Raw genomic sequence first — 25,580 nt, 5'->3', positions numbered from 1 at the left:
CCAGCGCTATTGCCAGAAGCTGTAGGTATTGCGCCCTTTTTGCTTGGCCTGATAGAGGGCGATATCCGCCTGCTTGAATAACTGTTTCAATGCCACCTCTGAAGTCGGTTCAAACAGGGTCAGACCTATGCTCAGATGCACGGTGATGTCGTGGCCGTGTATGTGCAAGGGTTTCTTGAACACGCTTAACAGCTTGTTCGCCACTTTGACCAGGCTCTCTGGTGAATGCTGGTCGCGCACCACGATCACGAACTCATCGCCACCCAGACGGCTGACGGTATCTACATCGCGGATATTGCTTTTGAGGATATTGGCCACCTGCTTGATCACTTCGTCACCGACATCATGGCCATAATTGTCATTGATGCTTTTAAAGTGATCGACATCCAGCGCCATCAGGCCGAACATCTTGCTAAAGCGTTTGGCTTCGGAATGCACATAGTTAAGGCGGTTTTCCAGCAGCCTGCGGTTGGGCAGGCCGGTCAGGCTATCCATGAGGGCGCCTTCAGAAAGATAGTAGCGTTCCTTGGCAAAAAAGTAGGCGAACAGGCCGACCACCACACTGAAAACCAGGCTTAACATGACACCAAACCTGCGGTCACGCAGGTCATGTATCTTTTTGTTCTCTATCGCCCACTCCCATTTACCGTTGGGCACCTGGCTTTCCTGGATATAAGCGTTTTTTTGCCTGAACAGTTGTGGGTCACCATAAAACACATGCTTGTCATCTGCGGTCCTGATCGCAAACGCAAACTCATTACGCAGATTGTGTTTAAAGGCTGCATCCAGAAAAGCACGCGTATCTATCACGGTAGAGATGATGCCCCAATAGCTGCCTTCGACAAAGATGGGATAACGGTAAACCATGCCGCTGCCGCCCTGAATCAGGTCTAGCGGGCCATCCAGCACCCCCTGGCCAGAAGCGATGGCAAGTTGTACTTTGGGCCATTGTGACGGCACCTCGCGGTAATCAATGCCTATGATCTTCTCATTGCCTTTTTCGGGGTAAACATAGGTCAGCTTGTAATCAACCGCCACCGCCAGGTTTCTGACATGGCGTGCCTGTGCCCACAGGTCGGCCAGTATGGCCTGCACTTTGCGGGTTTCGAGCTGGTCTTTATAAACTTTGATAAAACTGGACAAGCCATTGGAGATGAACAGCAGCGAGTTGAGCTCCCTGTCCATTTCGGAACGCAGCACATTGCCATAAGAGGCCGCTTCCAGATAAGCCTCACTCTCATCTTTCTGGCGCTGGTATTCAAACAGGAAATACCAGAACGCAAACGCGAGCAATGCTGCCAACAAGGCGACACACATGCTTTTGAAGGTTTGGTTATATTTGCGTAACACTGGCTGATGTCAGAAACTCATTAGAAGGCATTGTATTTTAACCAGCCCACAGTCGTTTGACATATAAAGCTGGTGATTCGGGCTTAGTTTCGAAATTAATTATCATGATAAATACAAACTCAACAACATTCGCCGCGGCTGAGCATTGCGGCGTTGCTGGCCGGCAGGTCATGTTTATCCCGCGCCGGCTACGGATTTAGCACAGGGCAGAATAAGCATTTTCTTGAGTGGGTGTTCATGAATAAAAACAGCCTTAACGGCGGCATTTAAGCAAAAATAGCCTACATGTATACAGACCTGTATACTCCATGAAAAACTTACATCACGAGAGGATCATCCATGAAAAACCGACTTCACATCATCCCGGCCCTGACACTTGCGCTGACCAGCGCTGCATACGCCGAGGACAATATCGCGCGTATGCATGCCAGCGACATGAAATCTTTCACCCCGGAAACGGTGCAATGGCAAGATGAACCCATACTGCCCAAAGGGGCCAAAAGTGCCATCCTGGTGGGCGACCCGACTAAAAAAGGCGTGTTTATCGCCTGGCTTAAATTCCCTGCCAATTACCCTATCCCGCCGCATACACACCCTTATACCGAAGTGGTGACTGTGCTGAGTGGCAAACTCGGCAATGGCATGGGCAAGGTGCTGGACAAAACCAAAGGCGAAATGATGAATGCCGGTTCCAGCTTTGTATTACCTAGCGGACATACGCACTATGTGTGGACCAGCGACCAGGAAACCATAGTCGAACTGATTGCCACCGGCCCCTGGGATATCACCTATACCAACCCGGCGGAAGACCCTCGCAAAAACACCGCAGCACCTAAAAAATAAACACTGCCGGCCAGAGACATGTTGCCCGGGCGCATTTGCCTGGGCAACTTGTTTCCAGGACAACTTGTCGCCTGCATAAACCCGCTATTTTTAGCGATAGTATCGCCTGCAAGGTCCAGAAAATCATGCTGGCAGCCTTACAGTGCCGAATTAAAACGAACGTCCCTCCCCGACACTGGTCTGACTGTAAAGCGAAGAAAAACGCTCTCAAAATGACTCTTTTATGACTATATACTTCATGTGCATTTTTATATAGTTTGAATGAAATCACTGCAGGGAGAGATTGTGACCAGCTACGAAAAACTAAGACTAGAAAAACTAAGGTCATTGGGCTTACTCGATTCAGACCCGGATGAATTTTTCGACTGTATTACCCGGGTCGCTTCCACCATACTCGGCACTCCCATCTCGGTTATCTCGCTGGTCGATGAGAACCGGCAGTGGTTCAAATCCAAACACGGCATAGATGCCAGCGAAACCGCCAGGGATATCTCCTTCTGTACCCATGCCGTGAGCAGCGGCCAGCAGCTCATCGTTGAAGACGCCAGCAATGATGAACGCTTTGCCAGCAACCCGCTGGTGGTCAATGCACCCAATATCCGCTTTTACGCCGGCATCCCGATCAAAAGCGTGGAGGGCTATTCGCTGGGCACTTTGTGCGTGATAGACAGCAAACCCAAACGCCCGAACAGCAGCGAATTAAAGGCACTCAATGACCTGGCACAGCTAGCCACCAAAGAAATCCAGTTCCGTGAGCGCATGCTCAGCGCGCAGGATTCTATAGACCAGGCGCAGAGCAAATTCAAAAGTGTGTTTGAAAACGCCGGTGTCGGTATCGCGCTGGTCAACCCTAGCGGTGGCTGGTTGCAGGTCAACAGTGAGTTATGCAAGATCGTGGCTTATAGCCAGGCCGAGCTGATCAACCTGACTTTTCAGGACATCACCCACCCTGAAGACCTCAACACCGACCTCAATCTTCTCGACCAGCTGGTGACCGACAAGATAGACCGCTACCAGCTGGAAAAAAGATATATCCGCAAAGACCAGGCCGCTATCTGGGTGGAGATCACGGTCACCAAACATACGACAGAGAGAGGCGAGCTGGATTACTTTATCGCTATCGTCAAAGACATACAGTCGGCGAAAGAAACCGAGTTTGCACTGACAGCGTTGCGCAAGACGCTGGAAGAAAAAGTGGCCCTGCGCACAGATGAACTGCGCCTGGTCAATCAATCGCTGTCCAAAGCCTATCAGGAAAAGATAGAGTCCGAGCAGGAGTTGCAAAACAAGGAACTGGAGTTAAGGACCATACTGGATAATGCCAATGAGGCCTATATCTGCATGGACGACCAGGGGCTGGTCACCGCCTGGAACAAGCAGGCAGAATACACCTTTGGCTGGCCCGAGCAGGAAGCCATAGGCAGAAAGCTGGAAAACCTGATCATCCCGCCCGAATCACAAGCTGCCCATCATCACGGCATGCACAGATACCTGACAGAAAACAAATCCAAAATACTGGGCAACCGTATCGAGCTGGAAGCAGTGCGCAAAGATGGCGTACGCATCCCCATCGAGCTGCAGGTGAATGCGCTGGAGATCAACGACCAGGTGCTGTTCACCTCTTTTCTCCGGGATATCACCGAGCGCAAGCAGCTTGAGAATCTGCTGAAGAATGAAGCGCGCAACGACCCGCTGACCGGCCTGGCCAACCGGCGCAAGCTGGAAGAGATACTGCCTATCGCTTTTCAGCGTGCCAAGAGCAACAAGGTATACCTGGCGCTGGTGTTCATAGACCTGGATGGTTTTAAACTGATCAATGACACCCATGGCCACCAGGTGGGTGACCAACTGCTCAAAGAAGTCGCCAACCGTATCAACCATTGCAGCAGGATGTCGGATACCGCGGTCAGGTATGCCGGTGATGAATTCGTCATCGTGCTGGAAAACCTGAAAAACAAGCAGGATACCAAGCGTATCTCGGCCAATATCCAGAAGATCATGGCCGAGCCGGTGCAGGTGGGGGATACGCAACTGCAGATCACCCTCAGCATAGGCATCGCCTATTATGGCGGCGCAGAGCCGCAAGCTATAGAACCGCTGGAGCTGATCAGGCTGGCGGACAAAGCCATGTACACCGCCAAAAAGAACGGCAAAAACGGGGTGGTGATCATAGATTAAACCCGGTTAAAGCCAGATCAGACCCAGCCCCGTATGCGCTTTGCCTGCAACCGGCCTGGGCTTTAGCGCACAGGCCGGGCCGCCGGGGTAGACTCTATCTAGTCAGACTCCATCCAGTCATACACCACCGGCAGTAACAGCAAAGTGAGTACGGTGGCAGTCAGCAGCCCGCCGATAACTACGATAGCCAGCGGCCGTAATATCTCCGAGCCTACGCCGCTGGCGAGCACGAACGGGATCAAGCCAAAGATCTCCACCAGCGCAGTCATCATCACCGGCCGCAAGCGCAAGGAGGCACCCTCAACCACTGCCTCGCGCACTGTGCGCCCCTGGCTGCGTAGCTGGTTGATAAATGACACCAGCACTATGCCGTTCAACATGGCCACGCCAAACACGGCAATAAAGCCTATCGCCGCCGGCACAGACAGGTATTGCCCGCAAAGTGCCAGGGCGTAGATACCACCCATGGCCGCGAAAGGCACGTTGGCGAGTATCAGGCCGGCATAGCGCAGGGAATGAAACGCGGTATACAACAATACAAAGATCAGGCCTATGGTCAACGGCACGATCAGCGCCAGTTTGCCCAAGGCGCGCTGCTGATGCTCAAAGGCGCCACCCCATTCTAGCCAGTAGCCGCTGGGTAATTTCACTTGCTGGTCTATGCGGGTCTGCGCCTGTTTGACGAAACCATCGATGTCCCTGCCCTGCACATCCATCTGGATCACGGCATAGCGCTGTAACTGCTCGCGCCGGATAAAGGCATACCCTTCTTCTGTGCTTAAGGTCGCCACCTGCGAAAGCGGGATCAGCGCCCCTTGCGCGGTCGGGATAGGGATCTCGCCTATGGCTCTGGCATCGGCACGGAAAGCCGGCGCAAACCAGACCTGGATTTCAAAGCGTTTGACGCCATCGATGACGCTGGACACCGGCTTGCCGCCTATGCCGGACTGCACCACCTGCAACACGTCGTCGGCATTCATGCCATAGCGTGCCATAGCTACCCGGTCTACCGTGATCTTCAATTGCGGTTTGCCCAGATTGGCCTCCAGCGCCAGCTCGCTGACACCCTCCACGCCGGCCAGCGACGCTTTCACCTGGCTGGCGATGCGGTCTATGCTGGCCAGTTCTTCGCCGTAGACTTTGAGCGACAATGTCGCGCGCACGCCGGAGATCAGCTCCTCCACGCGCATCTGTATCGGCTGGGTGGCGGCGATCACGGCTTCTGGCACCGCTTTTTCCAGTTGCGCCTGCAGTTTTTGCGCGAGTTGCGCATAGCTGATCTTTTCTGGCCAGGTCGCTGCCGGTTTTAAATGCACCAGTATCTCCATGTAGTTCACATCAGCGATCTCGCCTTTTTCTGCACGCCCGAGCATGGCGACACTGCCTTGCACTTGCGGCATCTGTTTCAGGCTGGCGTAGACACGGTCCGACACTGCCAGCGACTGTTCCAGTGACGCCGAGGGGATGCTGGTCACCCGGAACAGGATATCCTGCTCTTGCAGATTGGGCATGAACTCCTTGCCCAAAAACGGCAGCAGTATCAGTGAGGCGATCAATGCCAGCGCGGTCAGCGCCACAAAGATCTTTTGATGCGCCAGGCTCCACTGCAAGCCCCTCAGATAACCGGGCTTGCAGCGGCGTATCAGCCACGGCTCTTTTTCTGCTGCTGGCTTTAACAGCAACGAGGCCAACACCGGGATCAGCGTCAGGGTCAGCAGCATGGAGCCGGCCATGGCGAACGTCATATTGATCGCCAGCGGTTTGAACAGTTTGCCTTCCAGCCCGGTCAGCGAAAATATGGGCAAGAACACCACGCCTATGATCAACACGCCAAAAGCAACAGGATGGATCACCTCTTTGGCGGCAGCCAGCACTACCTGCATCTGACTCGGCTGGCTTTTATGACTCAGCTGGCTGGACTGGTCAGCTGTTGCGGCAAACTGCGACAGCCGCCGGTAACAGTTTTCCACCAGCACCAACGGGCCGTCTATGGTCATGCCCAGGCCTATGATCAAACCGCCCAGTGACATCAGATTGGCCGAGATGCCGTAATATTGCATCAGGATAAAGGCGATCAGCCTGCCCAGCGGGATGGCGACCACTACCACCAGCGCGGCGCGCACTTCGCCCAACAGCAGAAAAAGCACGGCGATGACCAGCAATGCACCCTCTATCATGGCGCGGTCTGCCATGCGTATCGCTTTGTCTATGATGGCGGTGCGGTCATACACGGTTTCCAGCGTCACCCCGGCGGGCAATGTAGACTTGATCAAGGCCAGTTTCCGCTTGGCCGCATTCACCACTTGCTGCGCATTCTCACCCAGGCGTGCCAGTACCATGCCCATCACCACCTCTTTGCCGTCCTGGGTCACGGCACCCACGCGCAAGCCGGGGCCGGTAACCACTTTGGCGATATTCTCTATATACACCGGCGTGCCATTGGCTTGGGCGACTACTATTTTTTCGATATCGCGCGTGGATTTGACCAGGCCCAGCCCGCGTACCAGCAACTGCTCCTGGCCGACATTGATGAACTGCCCGCCCACCTGGCGGTTATTGGCCGTCAGGCGCTCAACCACCTGCGCAAAAGTTAAGCCATACTGAAACAGTTTTTGCGGATCGACCTGCACCTGGAATTGTTTTTCATGGCCACCCCACGAGGTGACATCATCCACACCCGCCGTGGTGCGCAACACCATGCGCACCGTCCAATCCTGCAGTGTGCGCAGCTCCATGGTGCTCAGGCGGTCAGACTTGAGGGTATACCAAAGCACCTGCCCCAGCCCGGAAGTATTAGGCCCCAGCTCAGGCTCGCCATAACTCTGGCTGCCATCTGCCATGCGCAGACGGTTTTTGATATCCGCCAGTTTCTCGCTGACCAGGAACCTGGCCTGCTGGATATCGGTACCATCTTTAAAATAGACGCTGACGTAGGACAAGCCGAACAGGGAGACCGAGCGGATATGCTCTATGCCTTTAAGGCCGGCCAATGCGCTTTCTACCGGAAAGGTGACTAGCTGCTCTACATCTTCAGACGCCAGTCCTGGCGATTCGGTGTAGATATTCACCTGGGCGGGCGTCACATCGGGAAAAGCATCCAGCGGCACTTCCTGCCAGGCCCGCACCCCAAAAAACACCAGCAGCAAAGCACCCAGTATCACCAGTAGCCGGTAACGCAGCGCCGTTTCTAAAATCCAGTGCAACATATGCATTTCTCCTAATGTTCGTCACTGATCTGCGATTTAAGCTGCCTGGCCTTGAGCGCATACACGCCTGACTGAGCGATGTGCTCACCCTCACGCACACCGCTTTTGATCTCGACCTGCTCATTCAGCCGCTGGCCCAGTGCCACCGGCCGCGCTGTAAACGTCGCTGACTGTGCATGGTTTTGCTGTGCGATATAGACATGCGGGATGCCTTGTAGCATGACGATGGCATCAGCAGGGACCAGCAGTGCCAGCTGCCCGGCGGCATGGCTTAATACCGCAGTGGCGAACATATCTATGCGCAATTTTTGTTCAGGGTTGCGCAACTCGATACGCGCTTTCACCGTGCGTGTGGTCTTATCCACCATGCTCGCCAGATAGCTGACTTTGCCGGTGAACACTTCTTGCGGGTAAGCGCTCACTGTCACGCTGGCGTTCTTGCCTATGGCGATATCCTTCAAGTCTTTTTCTGGCACATCGGCTTCTATCCACACCGTAGACAGGTCGGCGATGGTGAAGATACTGTCTGTGGTTTTGGCCAGCTCGCCTATCACCGCGTTCTTCTCGAGCACGATGCCGGCAAAGGGCGCAGTCAGTACATAAGTCGAGCCATTGTGCCTGGCGCTGTTTTCCTTATTCAGGCCGCCATACATGCGCAGGCGCTCAGAATCGGCATAGGCGGCCGACCTGGCCCTTTCCAGCGCAGACTGCGACTCTATCATCTGCTTCTGCGGCACCACTTTGTCCTCATACAGGCGCGAGATGCGCTCATAGTTGGCGAGCGCCAGTGCCAGCTCACTTTGCGAGCTGCGGTACTGCGCACGCGCTTCGCCCATCTGTATGCTGTCTATCTCGGCCAGCCGCTGGCCGGCAGTCACCTGGTCACCAAGGTTGGCGATGACTTTGGACAGTTTGCCTTCAATGCGTGGTGTCACATGCGCCAGTCGGTTCTGGTTGGCCACGATGTTGGCGGTCAAGCTGAGCTGGCTTTGCAGTGGCTGCAGGCTCAGCGCGGCAATCGTGATACCGAACTGCTTGAGTTCTGCAGTGGTGAATACCAGTTGCTCAGCCTGTTCATGCTGTGCCGTATTTGCTGTGGCCTCAACCGGCGCTGATGGCGGGCTGTTGTCTGCGCTACAGCCGCTGACTGCAAGCAAGACCAGACAGGTCAGCAGTGCGGCTGTGTGTTTGCATAGTGTGTACATGTCGTTATCCTGATTAATTGGCTGGCAGGCTGGGCATTAACCAGCCTGAGAGATATTCCAGCTCGACCTGGACCAGCCTGATGTCTTTCTGGGCATCTATGATGTCGCGTTGGGCGTCTACCGTCTGCCGCTGCAGGATCAGCAATTGCGGCAGCGCTATCTCGCCATTCTCAAATGCGATCTTGGCCAGCTTGAGATTCTGTTCCAGCCTGGGATAAACCTCTTTATCCAGGCGGCTGACGCGCTCGCGGATATTCTCACGGCGCAACCAGGCGGCCTGAATAGCCGCTTTGACATTGCGCGTGAGTGCGGCGCGATTGATTTCGGACTGGGTGAATTCGGCCGTGGCCCGGCCTATGCCGGCGCCATTGCGGCGAAACAGCGGCAGCGGCAGCGACAGGCCTACAGAAGTGATATTGTCATCGCCGGCCATGGTCGCCTCACGGCTGTTGACCAGGCTGACGGTGAGGTCAGGGTATTTGAGCGTTTGCTGTAATTGCAGCCGTGACCTGGCAGCCGATTCCTTGACCAGCAGTGATTGCATGGCTGGCCTGCTGGCTAGTTTATCCAGCAAGTCACTAAGCGTGTAGTTGCTGGCCGCCGGCATCAGCTCGCCAGTCACGGCGGGCAATTCTGTCTCGCCCAGCTGCAAGGTCGCGGCCAGTTGTGCCCTGGCACGCAGCAGTTGTTCATTCAGGGCACTCAACTGGTTGCGGGCACGCTCGGTATCGATCACGGCCAGGTTGCCATCCAGCAGGCTGTCTTCACCGGCCTGCACGCGCTTGCGCGACAAGGCGGTGTTTTGCTCTATCAGCGTCAGTATGCGTTGCTCTACCTCTATGCGTTTCTGGATAGCCAGCACAGTGACGAACTGCTCTTCCATTTGCGCATGCAGGCTGCGGTATTCTTCTGCGATATCCAGTGCGATTGCCTGCTGGCTTTGCTGGGCGGCGTTTCTGCGCCAGCCCTGTTGCCCGGCGATCTCAAAAGTCTGCGCCACACCGGCACCCCACTCACCGCGCCGGCTATTGTCGCCCGGGGATTGCTGGATATTGCGCTGGCGCACATCCAGGTTCAGCACCGGGTTGTAGTAAAGCAGCCCTCTGGCATCTTGAAAGTCGCCATCGGCAATGTGCTGGTTAGCGATCTGGCGCTGCAGGTCGGCATTGCTGCTGATCGCTAATGACCAGGCCTGATCCAGCGTCAACGGCGCGGCATGCAATGTTGCGGGTGCGAAGCTTATAAACAGCCATAAGCCAAAGCCGACCAGGGCTGCAAACCTTTGCAACCCTGTCATTATCATGGGTATAAACACAGTGAGATCCTCTCTGTAAAGCTAACGTATCCTGGCGCGCTATTGATCAAAGCGCCCATGAATGGCCGGATTTACAAGAGGATAGGTGGGCGGTACAGACCTTTTAGAAAGGGATAGCTGACGCTATTGAAGGCTAAACTGGTGTAACTACCGCTATCAAGCTGTGTGATAACGGGTGTGATATCGCCGGAAATCAATCCCAGCAGATGGGCTGAAAAGTGGCAGGAATGATTGCAGGTAGATTCCTGGTGCGGCGGGCGGCTGTCATCCGCGCTCTGTTGTAAATGCACATCTAGCAGGGAGGTGTTTTCAGGGGCGAATACATCATCAACCAATACCTGCGGCGACACCGCCCACGCTGACGAGCTTAATAGCGAGAGCAGCGCGATAAAGGCAAATAGTCTTTTGAGGTGAGGATGCATACCGGGCCAATTTATCAATAACGTTTGCTATAGTCAAGAAACAACGGCCAGCTTCGAACGAACAACTCTGTGGTGCAATATTTATAACCGGCTTTACGCGACTGATTTAAAAATATTATTTAGATAAATATTTAACCGGGATTAATAAAAGAGTAAGCTAGCTTTTGTTAGGAGTGCCGGGGATTCAGTCTGTTATTACAGTGATAGTGGGAGGGAAAGCCATATGCGTTTTGAAACCATAGCCACAGATGAGCTGATCCGTATCGCCCATGCCGGGCTGGGCTTTAAGCTGAGTGCGAGCAGCAAACCGCTGGCTGACTTACTCAGGATAGCCGATGCCGCTAAAGACAAAGGCGCTACCATCACTTTCACTGAAATCAGTGGCCTGAGTGATTACGATATCAAACGCATACAACTGGCAAGTGAAGGTCATGTATTATTCGAGCATTAAGTTTTAAATGCGCTATGTTCAACCACGTCAGCCTGCATTCAGACTTCAATAAAACCGGCAGTAAATGCAAGGACGATCACCACCGCGATCACCACGCCCATCACACTTTTATTGGAGTGATATTCACCCCAGTGGATGTTATAAGGCAAGGTGCGCACAGCACTGATTGCAGCCAGCACGACAAATACAATAAGCAGAGTACTTAGCATAGTGTTCTCCTGCGAATCAATTCAGGCATGGCCAGTCAGCCTGGCGGTTTTGGCCTTGAATTCGTTAAAATTGATGATGGCTTATCATCGCGAATTCAGACCAGCACCGCTATACAATTTAGGCTGAATATTTTGTAGGAAAGTTCAGACAAGCATTTTTTTGCGCCCTATTTCTAGTCTGGCTGTCGTCAACACATAGCAGGGATTGCGGCTAATTATCTGCCAGTTTGCGCACTTTCAGATGATTAATCGCCAGTGCCTGTTTCACCGTGCGCGTACCTGACTTACCTTCACGCTGCTGCAATTTTTCTTCACGCACTGTCGTCTGTGTAGAAGGTGCTGCGCCCTCCCTGCTATCAAGGCTGGTCGGCTCTATCCATGTATGTTCCAAACGTGTTTTTTCTAACATAGCGCTCTCCTTGCAAGATGCCTCTGCCGTATATGACATGATACTTAGGGGGATGATGCAGTCTGAACAGCAGTGACAGTGGATGTATAACTCTATACATCGAGATTGATAGTAGTTCGATTACTTAAATCACATGTTACGTGAGGCTGGCTGGCCGCTATGTCGGCGATTTAAGGAAACCTGCGTAGGAATTCTCATCATGCGCATTCTGCTTTTCGTGCATCAGGCATGATCAAGAAAATCTGACAGCTTTTTCAGGTAATCACCGATAAGAAGATCCGCTTTTAGAAAGTATCTTGAAAGCTATGGTTAATTATTACCCGGAGAGATACATGCCACAATCACTAATAGAACAACACTTTGCCAATGCAGAAATCGTGGCAGCCGAAGAGACTACCCATCCGGTTTTTCCTGAAGAGACTCACAAGCCGATCAAACCGGACCCAGATACGCCCTATCAGCCGACTGAACCGGCAACGCCAGATGTACAGCCAGATATCATAGGCGGCACTCAGGCCTAAGCGCTGCGACTGTTGCAATAGTTAGTGTGCAGCACTGCAATGTGCAGTGCTTTAACACGCTCTTTATTCGTCGGCTACATCCGCAGCCTGGAATCCAGCTTCAGTCAGGCGAAACGCTTCATCCAGCGCCACTATCCATTCTTGTGCCTTGGCGTATTCAAGCCCGTTGACCAGGTCTTCCTGGCTTTTCTGTTTATCGTACCAGACGCTTGCTAGCTTGCTTGCCAGCAGCGCCTCGCCGGTCAGCAGTTTGAAATGGTTGACGAATATATCCATGAGTAGGCGAGCACTCACTTCACCGCTATGCAAAGTGTCTTTCTCTACCTGCGGATTGGGGTCTGCCTGATTGATCTGTGTCTCGCTCACCATGATTAAGCTCCTGTCAGTGCCACTATGATCAGGATCAGCAGCACCAGGCCCAATCCCCCACTCGGGTAATATCCCCAGTTGGCACTGTGCGGCCAAGTTGGCAAGGCACCGATCACGGCAACAATCAATATTACTAACAATACGGTACTGAGCATCACACTCTCCTAACACTTTATGACTGTATAAACGTCAATATGTTGCCAAGAGTTGGCAGATAGCGTTATGTCATTAAGACTGAAATCATTGTAGGAATGGACGCACACCATACGCATTATCATAGGCAGAAGCTTAATGACTGGCACGCAGTTTCAGCCCTTTCCTACATGCTTTTCATCCACATCTGACAAATTAAATACGTGTAATTTTGTAGCATTCACCCCAAGCTTGCGCTACGCACGCTCACATTTTAAGGGGCGACTACAGATGGATCTCTCAACATTTCACTTGACCATTCCACTGTGGGAGATAATCCTGCGCGGCTCTGTGGTTTACTGGTTCCTGTTTATTATCTTCCGGTCTATATTGCGCCGCAGCATGGGCAGTGTGGGCGTCAGCGATTTCCTGTTTGTGGTAATCATTGCCGATGCTTCGCAGAATGCCATGAGTGGTGACGCCAAATCCATTTCTGACGGGTTGGTGCTGATCGTCGTGCTGGTGTTCTGGAACCTGCTCATCGATTTCCTCAGTTTCAAATATACCTGGGTAAGGCGTATGGTAGAGGCACAACCGCTGGTGCTGGTTAAGAACGGCATGCTGCAAAGAAAACAGATGCGCAAAGAGTTTGTCACCAAAGATGAGATCATGGCCAAGCTCAGGGAAGAAGGCATAGCCAGCATCGCCGAAGTGAAACAGATGCAGATAGAAATGGATGGCGAGATCAGCGTCGTTAAGTTTGACAACGCGTGATCGCACAGCAGATTTACTATCCCAGGCTATAAAATAAAAAAATTTAACATTTAATCGCGGTTTACTCTACAGCTTGGCTATCTCGCGCCGATAACCAAGTTATGGAACAAAATCTGTACCAGTTTATTTTGTTTCCATAAAGCTTCAAGATCGATATCCAAATAACATTAACGAAAAAAAATAAGCCATGTTTATCACTCTTGTACCTAGCGCGTATCTACTCATTTCCAGATTGCACACGCTTATCCCGCGCCCCTGACCGGCCATGTATACCGGCCGGTGAAAGTTAAAGACGCAGCGATAAGACTGATCTTGTGGAAGGATGTAGCTATATGAATAATCTGTTAAAAATGGGATGGCGTAACAAGCGGGTGCTGACCGGTGTCACTCTCCTGCTCATTGTGATCACCGCCTTTGTGTCTATCTTTTTATCGCTGATGATCGCCCAGAATCAGGCCATCTCAAAAGAAACCAGACGCCTGCGCGAGATCACTAACGGCGTGCTTATGCGCATGAGTTCTACCCGCGAGCAATTCACCAAGGTGGTCGCGCATTTTTCCCATGTGGCAGAAGAAGAAGCCTGTGCGCCACAGCATATCCAGAAGATGCAGGAATTCAATATTTCCGGTTTTTTCCTGCAGGCGGTCGCCCATGTCAAAGATGACCGCATCGTCTGCTCTTCTATCTCTGAAGTATTCGACGGCATCAGCCTGGGCACCCCGTTCAGGGTAGAGCCTGACGGCACCCGCCTATGGGCCAATATCAAAGTCGCCGACTGGCAGAATCACCACCTGGTGGTGATGGAAAAAGCCGGCTGGGCCATCGTCATGGTGCCCAGCCATGCCATAGAAGCGTTGGGTAATTCCGGGGTGTCGGTCGGCATTTTCGGTATCCAGTCGCACAATCTGTATACTTCCAGAGGTGAGATCGCTGCTGAGTGGCTGCAAAGATACCAGGGCAAGCAAGCACTCACTTTTATAGATAAAGAACGCCATATGCTGGTTTATATGGCACCTAACCAGCTGAACATGACCGGCGTGGTAGCCGCCATGCCGTTGCAGGATATCAATGACGATCTGGTGTCTTTTATCCAGATACTGATCCCGCTGGCGATGGTGGTGGGTATCTCGCTAGGCGGCATTTTCGTTTATATGCAGCGCACCCGCTATTCGACAAAATCCGCCATCCTGCGTGCGCTGGCCAATAACGAGTTCTACCTTGAATACCAGCCCATCATTAACCTGCAGAATAATCAGTGCGTAGGTGCCGAAGCGCTGATACGCTGGAAAACGCCGGACAATAACATTATCAGTCCTGACACTTTTATCCCGGCGGCAGAGGCTTCCGGGGTTATTTGCCAGATCACGCAGCGCGTGTTCGAGTTAGTGGCTAAAGACCTGCACACTGCGCTCAATATGCACAAACACTTTCATGTAGGTATCAATATTTCTTCGCAGGATATCCGTTCCGGCGAGTTATTACCCATGATAGAGCACCTGAAAAAATCCACAGGCGCGCAGGGCAGGCAGATCGTGATCGAAGTCACCGAACGCGGTTTTCTGGATGATGAAGAAGCGCTGACCACGATTAAAAACATACGCGCCTGCGGCGTGATGGTGGCGATAGACGATTTTGGCACCGGTTACTCCAGCCTGTCTTACCTGACCAAATTTGAGCTCGATCACCTCAAGATAGACAAGACTTTTGTCGACTCAGTGGGTACCGATGCAGTGACCAGCCATGTAGCTTTCCATATCATAGAAATGGCAAAAACTTTGCAGCTGGACATGGTGGCCGAAGGGGTAGAGACCGAGCAGCAGGCGCAGATACTACGCGAGCGTGGCGTGAAATATGTGCAGGGCTGGTTGTATTCTAAATCGCTCAAACGCAAAGATTTTTACAGCTACCTGGAAAAAAATGCGCAAGCGCTGGCGCTGAGTGAAACGGTTATTTAGTGATGCATGCAGAGTTAAGCACCAGTCTGACCGGGTTGTGGTCAATGAAGCTCACAGATATGCACGGCAGTTGCGCTTAAGTAACGTTTAGCCATGATCATTGCTGTATAAGTTTTTAAAATGAACGCAGAAATAAAAACTGGCTCAGACATTACTGCCCAAGCCAGTCGATTGAGTTTTTCCTACAACCTGCCGGTTAATGCAAGTATCAGCAGGATAAGCACTACCAGTCCCAGCCCACCACTTGGGTAATAGCCCCAATTTGCGCTGTAAGGCCAAGCCGGCAAGGCACCGACCAGGGCAAGAATAAGAATCACAAGCAGGACAGTTCTAAGCATAGCGGTCTCCTAGACTTCAAACGATTGCCGGAAAGCTAGCAATTTTGTTTTGAGTTATTAAAATTAATTGAGGCTCAATCATGCAGCGATGCCATTAAACTCGCTATATCCTTATGGCTGAATTAAATGTAGGAATATTCCGATAGCAGAATCTGTGCTTGACTGCTTTTAATATGCATTTATAATGCACATTAAATCAACCAAGGAACATGTGTGCAACTCACGCGCTTTTCAGATTTAGGCTTGCGGCTGCTAATGTATTTGGCAGTGAATGACAGGCAGTCGCCGCCGGTCACGGTGGCAGAAGTGGCGCAGCAATTTAAAATGGCGCGCAATCACCTGGTCAAGGTGTCTGCCACCCTGACCAGGCATGGTTATATACGTTCACTGCGCGGGCGTGCCGGTGGCATAGAGCTGGCCCGCCCTGCCGATCAGATCAGGGTCGGTGATCTGGTCAGGTTACTCGAAGGTTCAGAACACCTGATCGATTGCGAAGCCCTGCACTGCGTGCTGAACCCGGCCTGCGGGCTGAAGTCTGCACTCAGCCATGCACTGAATACTTTTTATGACACCTTGAACACCTATACCCTGGCCAGCATCCTCAAAGGCAGGTCTACCGGTGACATACAGACATTGCAATACGACTATATAAGACTTGTTGTATAACAAAATACTAGGTGTAGCAAGATACCTGGGCGAAACTGCCCATTTTTTTGACATTTAAATATGCATAATTAATGCATAATATAAAAGGAGAGAGTAATGTTTTCAGAAAGTGCGATTCCCTATATCAAAGCCAGTGTGCCTGTATTGCGCGAGCACGGCGTCAAAATTACTACCGTGTTCTATGCCAACCTGTTCAAGGCGCATCCGCAACTGCTGAATGTGTTCAATATGCGTAACCAGGCCGATGGCATACAGCAGCAATCCCTGGCGGCAGCGGTGTTCGCCTATGCGGCAAACTTTGAGCAGCCTGCGGCACTGGCACCGGTGATCACGCGCATAGTGCATAAACATGCCTCCTTGGGCATCACTGCCGACCTTTACCCTATCGTGGGTACGCATTTACTGGGTGCGATCAAGGAAGTGCTGGGCGAGGCCGCCACGCCTGAACTGATCGCTGCCTGGGCAGAAGCCTACGGCGCGCTGGCCAATGCCCTGATCGCCGAAGAGAAAAAACTCTACGGCGACACCGTGGCACCAGGCACACTGACCCAGATGCGGGTAGCCGAGATCATCACGCAAAGCCCTGGCGCAAAAACCTTCAGGTTGCAGCCACTGGGCCAGGCGGCGGTGCCGGCGTATATCCCCGGTCAATACATCAGCGTCTATGTCACGTTCGCCGATGGCCAGCGCCAGCCCAGACAATACAGTTTGTCTGATGCGCCCGGTAAAAACAGCTTGTCCATCACCGTTAAGAAAGAACATCTCACTGGCGCGGCGGCAGATAAATCGGTCTCCAACTGGCTACATGACCATCTCAAACTGGATGACACGCTAGCCATCAGCCATCCGTATGGCGAGTTTGCCATTGAGGCCAGGCCCGACCAGCCTATCGTCATGCTGGCGGCTGGCGTGGGCATCACCCCCATGATCTCGGCGCTGAACCACCTGGCCAAAGTCAGCCCGCAACATCCTGTGCATCTGCTGTATGCGGTGCGCTCGCCAGAAGAGTATCTGCACCGGGCGGATATTGAACAGGCGCTGGCGGCCATGCCGCAGCTGACATTCAAGCTGTATAGCGGCCAGGCAGCAGAAGCTCCCGGCCGGCTGACGGTGACTGATATCCCGCCTGCCGTGCTTGGCCAGGCACAGATCTATATGTGTGGGCCTACCGGTTTTATGCAGGCGCAGAAACAACGCTTGGTCGAAGCCGGGGTTGCCGTCGCCAATATCCATAAAGAAGTGTTCGGGCCCGATCTGCTAGAAGAGCTGGTTTAAGAATACTGGTGTCGCAGCATGCGCAAAGGCCTGGCTATCAGGCCTTTGCGTTGAGCTTTTGCTTGCTCTGGGCAGCACACTGATGGCGTGGATAACGCCATTTACATATTCGCTGCAATTTTGAATCTTTTGTGAAAACGGCAGAAATCGGCATTTCTGGTTTAAGTTAACGGCCTTCGCTTACGTTATTGCTAGAGAATCGTCATCAATAGATAAGTCAGCGATGCTCGCCCACAACAAGAATAGCCCTATGGATAGAACCGCAAAATCGATCGCAAACCTTGCTTACAGCTGGGGCGCCAAGTGGGCAGATGATCAACGCCAGCTGTTTGAAACTAGCCGTGATACGCACTCGCAGGCTATCGTGGATATCCTGCTCAATCGCAACCTGACTTCGGTCTATCAGCCCATAGTGTCATTGCAGAGTGCCGACATTTATGGCTTTGAGGGCCTGATACGCGGCCCGGCTGCTAGCAGCCTGCACTCGCCGCTGGACCTGTTCAGTGCCGCTAAAGAACAACTGTTTTTGCCGGAAATGGAGCATCTGAGCCGCCAGATCGTGCTCGAGAATTACGCCGCCACCTGCAAATCGCGCAAGCTGTTTCTTAACAGCACGCCGGAGATGCTGCTCATGTCGGCGCCCAACAAGGGCGAGACCCTGGCCTACCTGGCCAGCCTGGGGCTGGAACCCAAGCAGATCATTATCGAAGTCACCGAACAGACGCGCAATATGGATTATGGCCTGCTGCGCGAGGCAGTGCAGTATTACCGCAACATCGGTTTCGAGATCGCCATGGATGACCTGGGCGAAGGCTTTTCCAGCTTGCGCCTGTGGTCAGAACTGAAGCCGGACTACGTCAAGATAGACAAGCACTTTATCCGTAACATCCATCTCGACCAGGTCAAGTTCGAGTTCGTGCGTTCTATCCAGCAGATCGCGCAGAACTCCGGTGCCAAGGTGATCGCCGAGGGTATAGAAGCGTATGAAGAACTGTGCATCATCAAGGACCTCAAGATCGATTTCGGCCAGGGCTACTTTCTCGGCCGGCCGCAAGCCGGGCTGATACTGGCCATAGATGCAGAAGTCAAAAAGCAGCTGGTCAGAAACACCCTGCATCTGTACCAGAATAACTATGTAGCGCTTGATCACCGCTCCAACGTCAACAAGTTACTGAAGTACCTTCCGCCTATCCCGGCCGACATGACCAATAACGAAGTCATGCGGCTGATAGAGTCTGACAGCAGCATACATATGCTGCCGGTGGTCGATGGTGAGATCCCCATCGGGCTGATCACGCGCTACGCCATGATAGATAACCTGGCGCGGCCTTACCGCCGTGAGCTATACGGCAACCGCCGCTGCTCCGAGACCTTTATGGATGCCCATCCGCTGATCGTGGAAAAATCCATGAGCCTGAAGGCACTCAGCGACATCATCGCCGAAGAAGCGCAGCACTTCAGCAATGGTTTTATCATCACCGACAACGGCCGCTACCTCGGCATAGGCCGCGGCCAGGACCTGCTGCGCGAAGTCACGCAGATGCAGATCAACGCCGCGCGCTACGCTAATCCTATCACCCTGTTGCCCGGCAATGTGCCCATCAATGAGCAGCTGGAGCGCCTGCTGACCTCTGAATGCAAATTCTGCGTCTGCTATTTTGATCTGGATACTTTCAAGCCATATAACGATATTTATGGCTTCCGCCGTGGCGATGAGATCATCAGCTACACCGCCAAACTGCTGCTGGACCATGTGGACCAGCATTTTGATTTTGTCGGCCATATAGGCGGTGATGATTTTATCGTGATCTTTCAGAGCGAAGACTGGCAGGCACGCTGTAAACAGATATTGGCCAGCCTGGAACAAGATATCCCCGCTTTTTATGACGATGCGCACAAAGCGGCCGGTGGCATAGTGGCTGAAGACCGGCAGGGTAAAGTGGTGCAGTATCCGTTTGTTAGCCTGTCTATAGGCGCGGTGAAAGTGAAACCGGGTAAATACGGGTCACAGCATGAGCTGTCTTCCGCCGTCAGCCTGGCAAAAAAACAGGCCAAAAAAATCCCCGGCAACAGCCTGTTTATAGAGCGCCGGGTTTAAGCGCAAAAAAGGCGAAGCATGCTTCGCCTTTTTTGCTTTGAATTTTTGATGCTGTTAGCTGATCAACGTACGAATAAAGCGATCAGGATAATGATAGGGATAGGGACACCGATAAAATACAGCAGTAATGAGCGCATATGACCTCCGCATTAAACATTGATATTGAGCCTGCTTTTCAAGTGCTTATCCCCGGGCTTGCCAGGCATAAGCACTGTCAGCAGTCAGCGTACAAACAGGGCGATCAGTATGATCAGTGGAATAGGCACGCCTAAAAAAAACAGTAGTAATGAACGCATTTTAAATCTCCCGCAAAATTAACAATATTGAGTTGGCTGGCATTGAGTACGGTAGGAAGCGCGATTACGCATCACGGCAGCGACCACCCCAGGTAGCAGCCAGGCTGGCTGAGAACGCACCGATCAGCAATGAAACAAACAACCACAAGCTGATGCCGACTGAAGCTTTACGCGCTTTATCGGCAGCTTCTTTGGCTTTGGTTTCGGCTTCTTTAGCTTTAGTCTGCACGTTGTTGTAAATCTCTTTCACGCGCGTTTCAGCTTCTTGCTGGGTCAGATTGGTATGCTGGGAGATCAGTTGCGCGATATAGCTGGCATCTTCAGCTGACAAAGAGTCGTTAGCCAGTGAAGTAGCGAAGATACGACCTACCTCGGCAGTCGGCACTTCTTCTGCACTCACTGTGCCAGCTGCATGATTAGCAGCAGCATGATGGTGGTCAGTCGCCGGGTCATGGTCAGGCGTATCGGTCACCGCAGTGGTGGTATTCGCTCTGAACAAGGCATCGACAAAATAAGCGTTAGCATCACTGGCCTGATCGCCAGCGCTGCTACTCGCAGCCGCTACTGCACCCGTTGCTGCCGCCGCACCCCCAGCCACACTGGCTGTTGCCTGCACACCGGTGCTGACTACCGAGCCTATCACACTGGTCAGCAAGGCCGCCGTTGCCAGGGTAGCGATACTCCAGGCGATAAAGCCATGCGCCGTATCACGGAAATAAACTTCGTCGGCATCAGTATCCTGCCAGCGCACGCGCAGTCGGCCAGTCAGATAACCACCCAGGCCAGAAGCCAGCGCTTGCGTCACGGTGATCCAGATAATGGCGGCAATACCAAAAGTGGTTGCCGTCACACCATCGTGTGCCCATGGCGAGATGGAAGATAAGCCCAGGCCGGTGCCCAGCAGAAAAAGAATCAGCGACAACACCGCAGCCGCGACTGCGCCCAGCAGGATGGCAGACCACGAGATGGCACTGCCATTGAGAGTACTCACCGCAGTGGGATTACTTGTGCGACCCGCTGACGGGTCAGTGGATAAAATAGCTTGTGCCATGATGTAGCTCCATAAATTTATAATTAAGTTTTTTGTTTCAACTGGTACATCCTGCTTTCAGGGCTGCTTTAAAACCGGGTTTATGTCCCGTTCTAAATCTAACCTATCAGCTTAAATCAACCCTATCAGCGACAAGATCAGCATCAGAACCAGTGCTGAACCTATGATCCCTATCGGGTAATAACCCCATTTGCTACTGTACGGCCATGCTGGCATTGCAAAAAATAAAGCCAGGATCAGCAGCCCGATCAACACATCCCCAACCATGATCCCTCCAAAAATCAAATAAATGACTACACGATTTAAGAGTTTGATTGCGGTTGCTGCATGCGGTGTAAGCGCAAACTTTTCCGCGACCAGACTATGCATTTCATACCAGTAGAATGAGGCTCAATCATGCGCATTTATCAGCGCCTGCTCCATCGCATTTCTACTGAATTGTTTGTAGGAATCGTCGGACGCAGTGCGCCAGCGCTGGGTTTGGCTGTTAGAGCGTTAGCTGATGCTAGATGGCGGGGGAGCTGTAGTCTGCCCAGATGCCTTAGTCCCGCTGTAGAGCCAGCGGTGGAACAGCAAAAAAACCTTCATGCCACTGTCATAAAGGCATGCTGGCAAGTGACTGATTTTGAATTGTTTTTTGCAGAACATCCGTGGAATTCACCAGCATCAGATTTACATATGCAAAGATGCTTTGCATGCTGAAAAATAAGCGTATATTGAACTTTCACAGTCTAGTAAAAGTGTTAAAACCCAGTTCTGTTGGTAACCGTTTGCAGCAGTTGCATCAGAGCAGTTGTCTGAAATTGTTGTTTTAAATCTCCCTCTCGTGCTCCCCTGATAGTTTTCTTATTTCTGCAGCATGCGAATGATTTCGTTGATTAACGTAACACGCAGTGTGCGTGGGCGTATAAGTGGTCGCTGTTTTATCTTCCATCTTCTCCCCCGCTTAAACCTAGTAAAGGTCAAGTTATGGATGAGAATCTATTATTCAGTCATGCTGATATCACTATCAGTCCCCAGCATTTAAAGGTGGATGGCAAAACCTATGCCATTGCCGATATTCAGCAGGTTGAATCACGGTTGGTTGAACCTAAGCGCATATTGGCGCTGATCCTGTTATTTTGCGGCGTGGCATTGCTGCTGGACGAAGGCAGCTTGTTTGCCCTGGGTGGTTTTTGTGTGTTGCTGGGGATCGTTTTATGGGTTGCTGGCGGCACCAGATACTCGGTGGTGATTCATACCAGCAGCGGAGAACAACGCGTGGTCACCAGCAGTGACCGTCTGTTCACCGAAAAGGTGATACATGCACTGGATACAGCCATGCAGCCTGCAAACCAGCTTAAATTGAATATACCAGCTGGCCCGGAACCGGCTTACAGCGATATCAGCTTTGGCGCTTCATAGCCCTGTGTCTGATTAAATCTGCTGAAGCAAACCCACGAGCTCAGGCTGGCTGCGAGATCGCTGTCAGCGCTGTAGCCGCCACCGAGCTGTCTGTGAGCGCCAGATCAGCCAGCGAGACGATACCGACTAACTGGTATTCGCTGTTCAGCACCGGCAATCTGCGTACCTGAAAGCGCTGCATATAGCGCGCAGCATCTTCTACCGTCTGGTCGTCATACATATATTTAGCTTCAGTACCCAGCAACTGGCTTATCCTGGTGTGCTCCAGCGACAAGCCGCGCGCTACTGCGCGTATGGTGATATCCCTGTCAGACAACATGCCTATCAACGCACCATTTTCGCAGATAGGCAATATGCCCAGGTCATGCTCTGCCATGATCTGCGCGGCACTACGCAAGGTATCTTCAGGCGAGGCGACTATCACTTCCGGGGTCATAATCTGGCTTATCAGCATATGTGTTTCCTTATCCAATCTCACTGTGCCAGCTTTCAGGGGTAGAAGTTAAAGCACTGTTAGAACACATTTTAATGTTGCGAGCGCCGCCTGATTATCCGTACCAGGCTGATAGCCACGTCAGACTTTGATGCAAATGCGCGCAGATTCATCTGACACACGGACTCAAGTTAGAATGAACAGCGGTTTAAGCTCAACTTTATGCAGGGGATAAATCAGGGAAAGACTGGCACCCCCACATATTTGCGATGAACGATACGCATAGCCGGTCAAACGTGTGACTGGTTTTACCCAGGGTGTGCCGTACTACAACCGTTCAGCGCTGCCGGTTGGCGATGGCGTCCTCTATCCATTGTTCCAGATGTTCACTGATATAGGCATAGACTTCTTTACTGCTGGCCCCTGGCGGGTCATAGGTGGGGATGATGGCAGATAATGGCCTGCCGTCAGGCAAGGTCAGGGTGGCAAAAGGGTCAGGGCCGGCAACAGACTCCTGCTGGTTCTGGTCGAGTAATCTGTGTATGCGTATGCCGAAGATGCCTTTACCACTGCTCAGTGATTTCTCTATTTCATAATTCACCCAGCGGCTGTTGGCAGTTTCAGCCCCTATCAGCACTATGGTGCAGCTACGGCGATTGAGCTCATCATCTATCCAGCGCATGATAGCTGCCTCATCACCGCGTTTGACGCTTTCCCAGGTGTTATCCATGGCCGGCTGATTGCCTTCCACTACGCCTATATTGCGCACCATGGAAGCACGCCAGCAATCGCTTTCGTAATCAAAGCTATAGAAAACCCTGCGCGCCATAAATCACCTTGTAGCTCAAAACCAGCATGGTACTTTAAACCAAAAGGCGGCTGAATATCAAATTGCAGATTTTTGTTTGAGCGGATGCCAGTCAACGACAGACCAGCAGGCAGGTACTACTGGATAGCGTGGCGATCGCTATAGGAAAAATGGGTATGAAATAAGCGCGCAAAGTCGATATCAGCCAGATCGGCCTGTGTGCCATAGCCATGATCCAGGGCCAGAGTCAGGGCAGCACCGCCGGGCGAAGGCACCGCTAAGACGCTGGCTTGCGGATGATAGTATTTGAAGATGGCATGCTCGGTTTCCACGCCTTCCATGCCGCCTATAAACACGGCGCCGGTCAGGTCTGGCCTGGAGAGCATCTGCTTGCGCATATGCAGCACACTGGCTTCGCGGTCTCCGGCTATAGCGTCGGTAAAGATCACATTGCCGAACTGACGGTTTTCTTCAGGGTAATCATCTGCAAAAAACTTGCTCTGGTATAACACCACTGCCTGGGCATAATCTACGCCCAGGTCTTCACAAATGCTCCACAGCATGGGGGTGATGGCCGGGTGACCGCCCCAGATGATCTTATGCTGGCGGATCACCGTGAGCAGCAATTCACGCACCGCGCACTGGATCAGGAAAGGATTGGCCGTCTCGTGGTAAGTGCCGCGGTTAGTGGTCGGCACACTGGCTGAGAGAAATATCGCGCCCATGCTTAATGCCCCCACTTGCTGAATTGCACATCGGCTTCAGTCGCTTTGATCCAGCTGGCGGCTTGTGTATGTGTTTTCAGCCAGTCCAGGTGCGTCAGCCCTGCCTGGTGCAGGCCTATAGGGTCGTACACCACAGCCACCGGCTGGCCTGGGGTATGCATCACCGCTTGTTGCAGATTAAAGGGTACCGGGACGCCGGCGGTGGGGTAGACAGTCACATGCTCACCGCCTGGCAATTGCAGATGCACGGCTTTATGCGTGCTGACGCCCAGCATTTTGCCGCCTATGGCCTGAATGGCGAGCCGTATACTGCTGACCAGGTTCACCGCACGTACCGCATGGTTCTGGCTACGCACTTCTTCCAGTTGCTGGCAGATACGCAGCAGTGTTTGTTCAGCCATATGCGCAGCATCCGGGCTGAAATCAGTTGCTGCAAGTTTCAACACGCTGGCGGTGGATGACCTCATTGAAGCAGCGGCATCAGGCCAGCTGACTTTCAGCACACTGATGCCTTTGGCCAGCACCCGGCCGAACTCGGCATTGGTCCAGCGATTTTCAAAATAGTTAGGCGTGTCCAGCATCAGCAAAACATCGGCATCATAAAGGTTGTGCCATGACAGCGCCTCTTCCTCTGCCGCCGGTGCCGTGCCCTGGCTATCGAGGAATACATCAAACTGCCGCTCCACCAGCGCATTGAATAATTGTGTCGCAGCGGTAGCGGCCTCATCGCGCCTGTAGCTGATAAATACCCGCCGCTGCCTGGGCAATAGACCCACACTTTCCAGCAGGCTGGCTGCGATCACGTCGGTATCAGCATCGCTCAAGCAGTTAAGCGGCTGTAATATCTCAGGCAATTCGATGGTCGCATGGTCTAAACTGGAAACCACTGGCAACACCGGCACCCCGCGTTGCAGCAATTCTTCAAGCTTGTCAGTATCGGCCTGCACGTCAGCAAAAAACACAGCGGCAGCCGGTTGCAGCTGATGCGGTTTAAACGTAGCGGGCAATACCTCCAAAGCCACCTCATGGCCTAAACCAAGATTTAACGGGGCCAATGCCTGAGCCAGACTTTCACTGAGCTTGCTGATCTGTATCTGTGACGGCGCACCTAGCACCGCGAGCTGGTATAAAAAAGTCATTTCAAGGC

At 52.5% G+C, this 25,580-nt stretch carries 26 protein-coding genes; 10 read left to right on the top strand and 16 right to left on the bottom strand.

The annotated features are described in order from the left end of the window. Positions 1-6: 6 nt before the first annotated feature. Entirely contained in the window at positions 7-1,305 is a 1,299-nt protein-coding gene (locus ACFQ1Z_RS10500; RefSeq protein ID WP_379057488.1) for a diguanylate cyclase domain-containing protein, read from the bottom strand. Positions 1,306-1,689: 384 nt separating this feature from the next. Between ACFQ1Z_RS10500 and ACFQ1Z_RS10495 the strand changes: the two genes are divergently transcribed. Both ACFQ1Z_RS10495 and ACFQ1Z_RS10490 read left to right on the top strand, forming a co-directional pair. Further along, positions 1,690-2,193, top strand: coding sequence for a cupin domain-containing protein (locus tag ACFQ1Z_RS10495; protein ID WP_379057487.1), 504 nt, complete (start codon positions 1,690-1,692; stop codon positions 2,191-2,193). Between the two features lie 285 nt (positions 2,194-2,478). Beyond that, the gene (locus ACFQ1Z_RS10490) at positions 2,479-4,371 is read left to right on the top strand and encodes a PAS domain S-box protein (RefSeq protein ID WP_379057486.1); all 1,893 of its coding nucleotides are present in this window, start codon (positions 2,479-2,481) and stop codon (positions 4,369-4,371) included. Between the two features lie 98 nt (positions 4,372-4,469). Here ACFQ1Z_RS10490 and ACFQ1Z_RS10485 read toward each other — a convergent pair whose 3' ends face one another. The 4 genes from ACFQ1Z_RS10485 to ACFQ1Z_RS10470 form a co-directional block, all read right to left on the bottom strand. Continuing rightward, positions 4,470-7,577: an efflux RND transporter permease subunit gene (locus ACFQ1Z_RS10485; RefSeq protein ID WP_379057484.1), complete on the bottom strand. Its 3,108-nt coding sequence runs from the start codon at positions 7,575-7,577 to the stop codon at positions 4,470-4,472. An 11-nt stretch (positions 7,578-7,588) separates the two neighbouring features. After that, a complete protein-coding gene (locus ACFQ1Z_RS10480) occupies positions 7,589-8,782 on the bottom strand; it encodes an efflux RND transporter periplasmic adaptor subunit (protein WP_379057483.1) in 1,194 nt (397 codons plus the stop codon). Between the two features lie 13 nt (positions 8,783-8,795). Next, a complete protein-coding gene (locus ACFQ1Z_RS10475) occupies positions 8,796-10,079 on the bottom strand; it encodes a TolC family protein (protein WP_379057482.1) in 1,284 nt (427 codons plus the stop codon). 89 nt (positions 10,080-10,168) lie between these two features. Further along, positions 10,169-10,519, bottom strand: a complete 351-nt coding sequence (locus ACFQ1Z_RS10470) for a hypothetical protein (RefSeq protein ID WP_379057480.1) — start codon at positions 10,517-10,519, stop codon at positions 10,169-10,171. 223 nt (positions 10,520-10,742) lie between these two features. Between ACFQ1Z_RS10470 and ACFQ1Z_RS10465 the strand changes: the two genes are divergently transcribed. Further along, the gene (locus ACFQ1Z_RS10465) at positions 10,743-10,970 is read left to right on the top strand and encodes a hypothetical protein (RefSeq protein WP_379057479.1); all 228 of its coding nucleotides are present in this window, start codon (positions 10,743-10,745) and stop codon (positions 10,968-10,970) included. A 38-nt stretch (positions 10,971-11,008) separates the two neighbouring features. Here the strand turns inward: ACFQ1Z_RS10465 and ACFQ1Z_RS10460 are convergent, their stop codons facing one another. Next, the gene (locus tag ACFQ1Z_RS10460) at positions 11,009-11,179 is read right to left on the bottom strand and encodes a DUF3309 family protein (RefSeq protein ID WP_379057478.1); all 171 of its coding nucleotides are present in this window, start codon (positions 11,177-11,179) and stop codon (positions 11,009-11,011) included. Between the two features lie 211 nt (positions 11,180-11,390). Then, entirely contained in the window at positions 11,391-11,588 is a 198-nt protein-coding gene (locus ACFQ1Z_RS10455; protein ID WP_379057477.1) for a hypothetical protein, read from the bottom strand. Between the two features lie 332 nt (positions 11,589-11,920). Between ACFQ1Z_RS10455 and ACFQ1Z_RS10450 the strand changes: the two genes are divergently transcribed. Beyond that, complete coding sequence (locus ACFQ1Z_RS10450) at positions 11,921-12,109, top strand: hypothetical protein (RefSeq protein ID WP_379057476.1); 189 nt, start codon at positions 11,921-11,923, stop codon at positions 12,107-12,109. A 63-nt stretch (positions 12,110-12,172) separates the two neighbouring features. On the opposite strand, the gene ACFQ1Z_RS10445 is transcribed toward ACFQ1Z_RS10450, so the two are convergent. Beyond that, the gene (locus ACFQ1Z_RS10445) at positions 12,173-12,478 is read right to left on the bottom strand and encodes a hypothetical protein (protein ID WP_379057475.1); all 306 of its coding nucleotides are present in this window, start codon (positions 12,476-12,478) and stop codon (positions 12,173-12,175) included. Between the two features lie 2 nt (positions 12,479-12,480). Beyond that, positions 12,481-12,633: a DUF3309 domain-containing protein gene (locus ACFQ1Z_RS10440; RefSeq protein ID WP_379057474.1), complete on the bottom strand. Its 153-nt coding sequence runs from the start codon at positions 12,631-12,633 to the stop codon at positions 12,481-12,483. 268 nt (positions 12,634-12,901) lie between these two features. Between ACFQ1Z_RS10440 and ACFQ1Z_RS10435 the strand changes: the two genes are divergently transcribed. Both ACFQ1Z_RS10435 and ACFQ1Z_RS10430 read left to right on the top strand, forming a co-directional pair. Next, positions 12,902-13,384: a DUF421 domain-containing protein gene (locus ACFQ1Z_RS10435; RefSeq protein ID WP_379057473.1), complete on the top strand. Its 483-nt coding sequence runs from the start codon at positions 12,902-12,904 to the stop codon at positions 13,382-13,384. Positions 13,385-13,716: 332 nt separating this feature from the next. Next, a complete protein-coding gene (locus ACFQ1Z_RS10430; RefSeq protein ID WP_379057472.1) occupies positions 13,717-15,339 on the top strand; it encodes an EAL domain-containing protein in 1,623 nt (540 codons plus the stop codon). 182 nt (positions 15,340-15,521) lie between these two features. Here ACFQ1Z_RS10430 and ACFQ1Z_RS10425 read toward each other — a convergent pair whose 3' ends face one another. After that, positions 15,522-15,677 carry a DUF3309 family protein gene (locus ACFQ1Z_RS10425; RefSeq protein ID WP_379057471.1) on the bottom strand — a complete coding sequence of 52 codons (156 nt, stop codon included), beginning with the start codon at positions 15,675-15,677 and terminating at the stop codon, positions 15,522-15,524. 213 nt (positions 15,678-15,890) lie between these two features. Between ACFQ1Z_RS10425 and ACFQ1Z_RS10420 the strand changes: the two genes are divergently transcribed. The 3 genes from ACFQ1Z_RS10420 (at position 15,891) to ACFQ1Z_RS10410 (ending at position 19,716) form a co-directional block, all read left to right on the top strand. Beyond that, positions 15,891-16,343, top strand: a complete 453-nt coding sequence (locus tag ACFQ1Z_RS10420) for an RrF2 family transcriptional regulator (protein ID WP_379057470.1) — start codon at positions 15,891-15,893, stop codon at positions 16,341-16,343. Positions 16,344-16,439: 96 nt separating this feature from the next. Then, positions 16,440-17,618, top strand: a complete 1,179-nt coding sequence (locus ACFQ1Z_RS10415; RefSeq protein ID WP_379057469.1) for a globin domain-containing protein — start codon at positions 16,440-16,442, stop codon at positions 17,616-17,618. 250 nt (positions 17,619-17,868) lie between these two features. Beyond that, the gene (locus ACFQ1Z_RS10410; RefSeq protein ID WP_379057468.1) at positions 17,869-19,716 is read left to right on the top strand and encodes a GGDEF domain-containing protein; all 1,848 of its coding nucleotides are present in this window, start codon (positions 17,869-17,871) and stop codon (positions 19,714-19,716) included. A 360-nt stretch (positions 19,717-20,076) separates the two neighbouring features. Here the strand turns inward: ACFQ1Z_RS10410 and ACFQ1Z_RS10405 are convergent, their stop codons facing one another. Together ACFQ1Z_RS10405 and ACFQ1Z_RS10400 are read right to left on the bottom strand one after the other, a co-directional pair. Beyond that, positions 20,077-21,063, bottom strand: a complete 987-nt coding sequence (locus ACFQ1Z_RS10405; RefSeq protein WP_379057467.1) for a hypothetical protein — start codon at positions 21,061-21,063, stop codon at positions 20,077-20,079. 111 nt (positions 21,064-21,174) lie between these two features. Then, on the bottom strand, positions 21,175-21,432 hold the full coding sequence (locus tag ACFQ1Z_RS10400; RefSeq protein ID WP_379057466.1) for a DUF3309 family protein: 258 nt from the start codon (positions 21,430-21,432) through the stop codon (positions 21,175-21,177). 600 nt (positions 21,433-22,032) lie between these two features. Between ACFQ1Z_RS10400 and ACFQ1Z_RS10395 the strand changes: the two genes are divergently transcribed. After that, positions 22,033-22,467: a DUF6232 family protein gene (locus tag ACFQ1Z_RS10395; RefSeq protein ID WP_379057465.1), complete on the top strand. Its 435-nt coding sequence runs from the start codon at positions 22,033-22,035 to the stop codon at positions 22,465-22,467. Between the two features lie 40 nt (positions 22,468-22,507). Here the strand turns inward: ACFQ1Z_RS10395 and ACFQ1Z_RS10390 are convergent, their stop codons facing one another. The 4 genes from ACFQ1Z_RS10390 to ACFQ1Z_RS10375 all read right to left on the bottom strand — a co-directional run bounded on the left by ACFQ1Z_RS10390 (position 22,508) and on the right by ACFQ1Z_RS10375 (position 25,572). Continuing rightward, positions 22,508-22,921: a CBS domain-containing protein gene (locus ACFQ1Z_RS10390; RefSeq protein WP_379057463.1), complete on the bottom strand. Its 414-nt coding sequence runs from the start codon at positions 22,919-22,921 to the stop codon at positions 22,508-22,510. Positions 22,922-23,237: 316 nt separating this feature from the next. Further along, on the bottom strand, positions 23,238-23,729 hold the full coding sequence (locus tag ACFQ1Z_RS10385; protein WP_379057462.1) for a TIR domain-containing protein: 492 nt from the start codon (positions 23,727-23,729) through the stop codon (positions 23,238-23,240). 116 nt (positions 23,730-23,845) lie between these two features. Continuing rightward, complete coding sequence (locus tag ACFQ1Z_RS10380; RefSeq protein ID WP_379057461.1) at positions 23,846-24,433, bottom strand: SLOG domain-containing protein; 588 nt, start codon at positions 24,431-24,433, stop codon at positions 23,846-23,848. Between the two features lie 2 nt (positions 24,434-24,435). After that, entirely contained in the window at positions 24,436-25,572 is a 1,137-nt protein-coding gene (locus ACFQ1Z_RS10375; protein ID WP_379057460.1) for a toll/interleukin-1 receptor domain-containing protein, read from the bottom strand. Positions 25,573-25,580 lie beyond the last annotated feature (8 nt).

Origin of the sequence: Methylophilus luteus, assembly GCF_042676265.1 — a bacterium.
Taxonomy (GTDB): Bacteria; Pseudomonadota; Gammaproteobacteria; order Burkholderiales; family Methylophilaceae; genus Methylophilus; species Methylophilus luteus.
The sequence above is the reverse complement of the archived record's forward strand: the minus strand, read 5'-3'. Positions and strand labels throughout refer to the sequence as shown.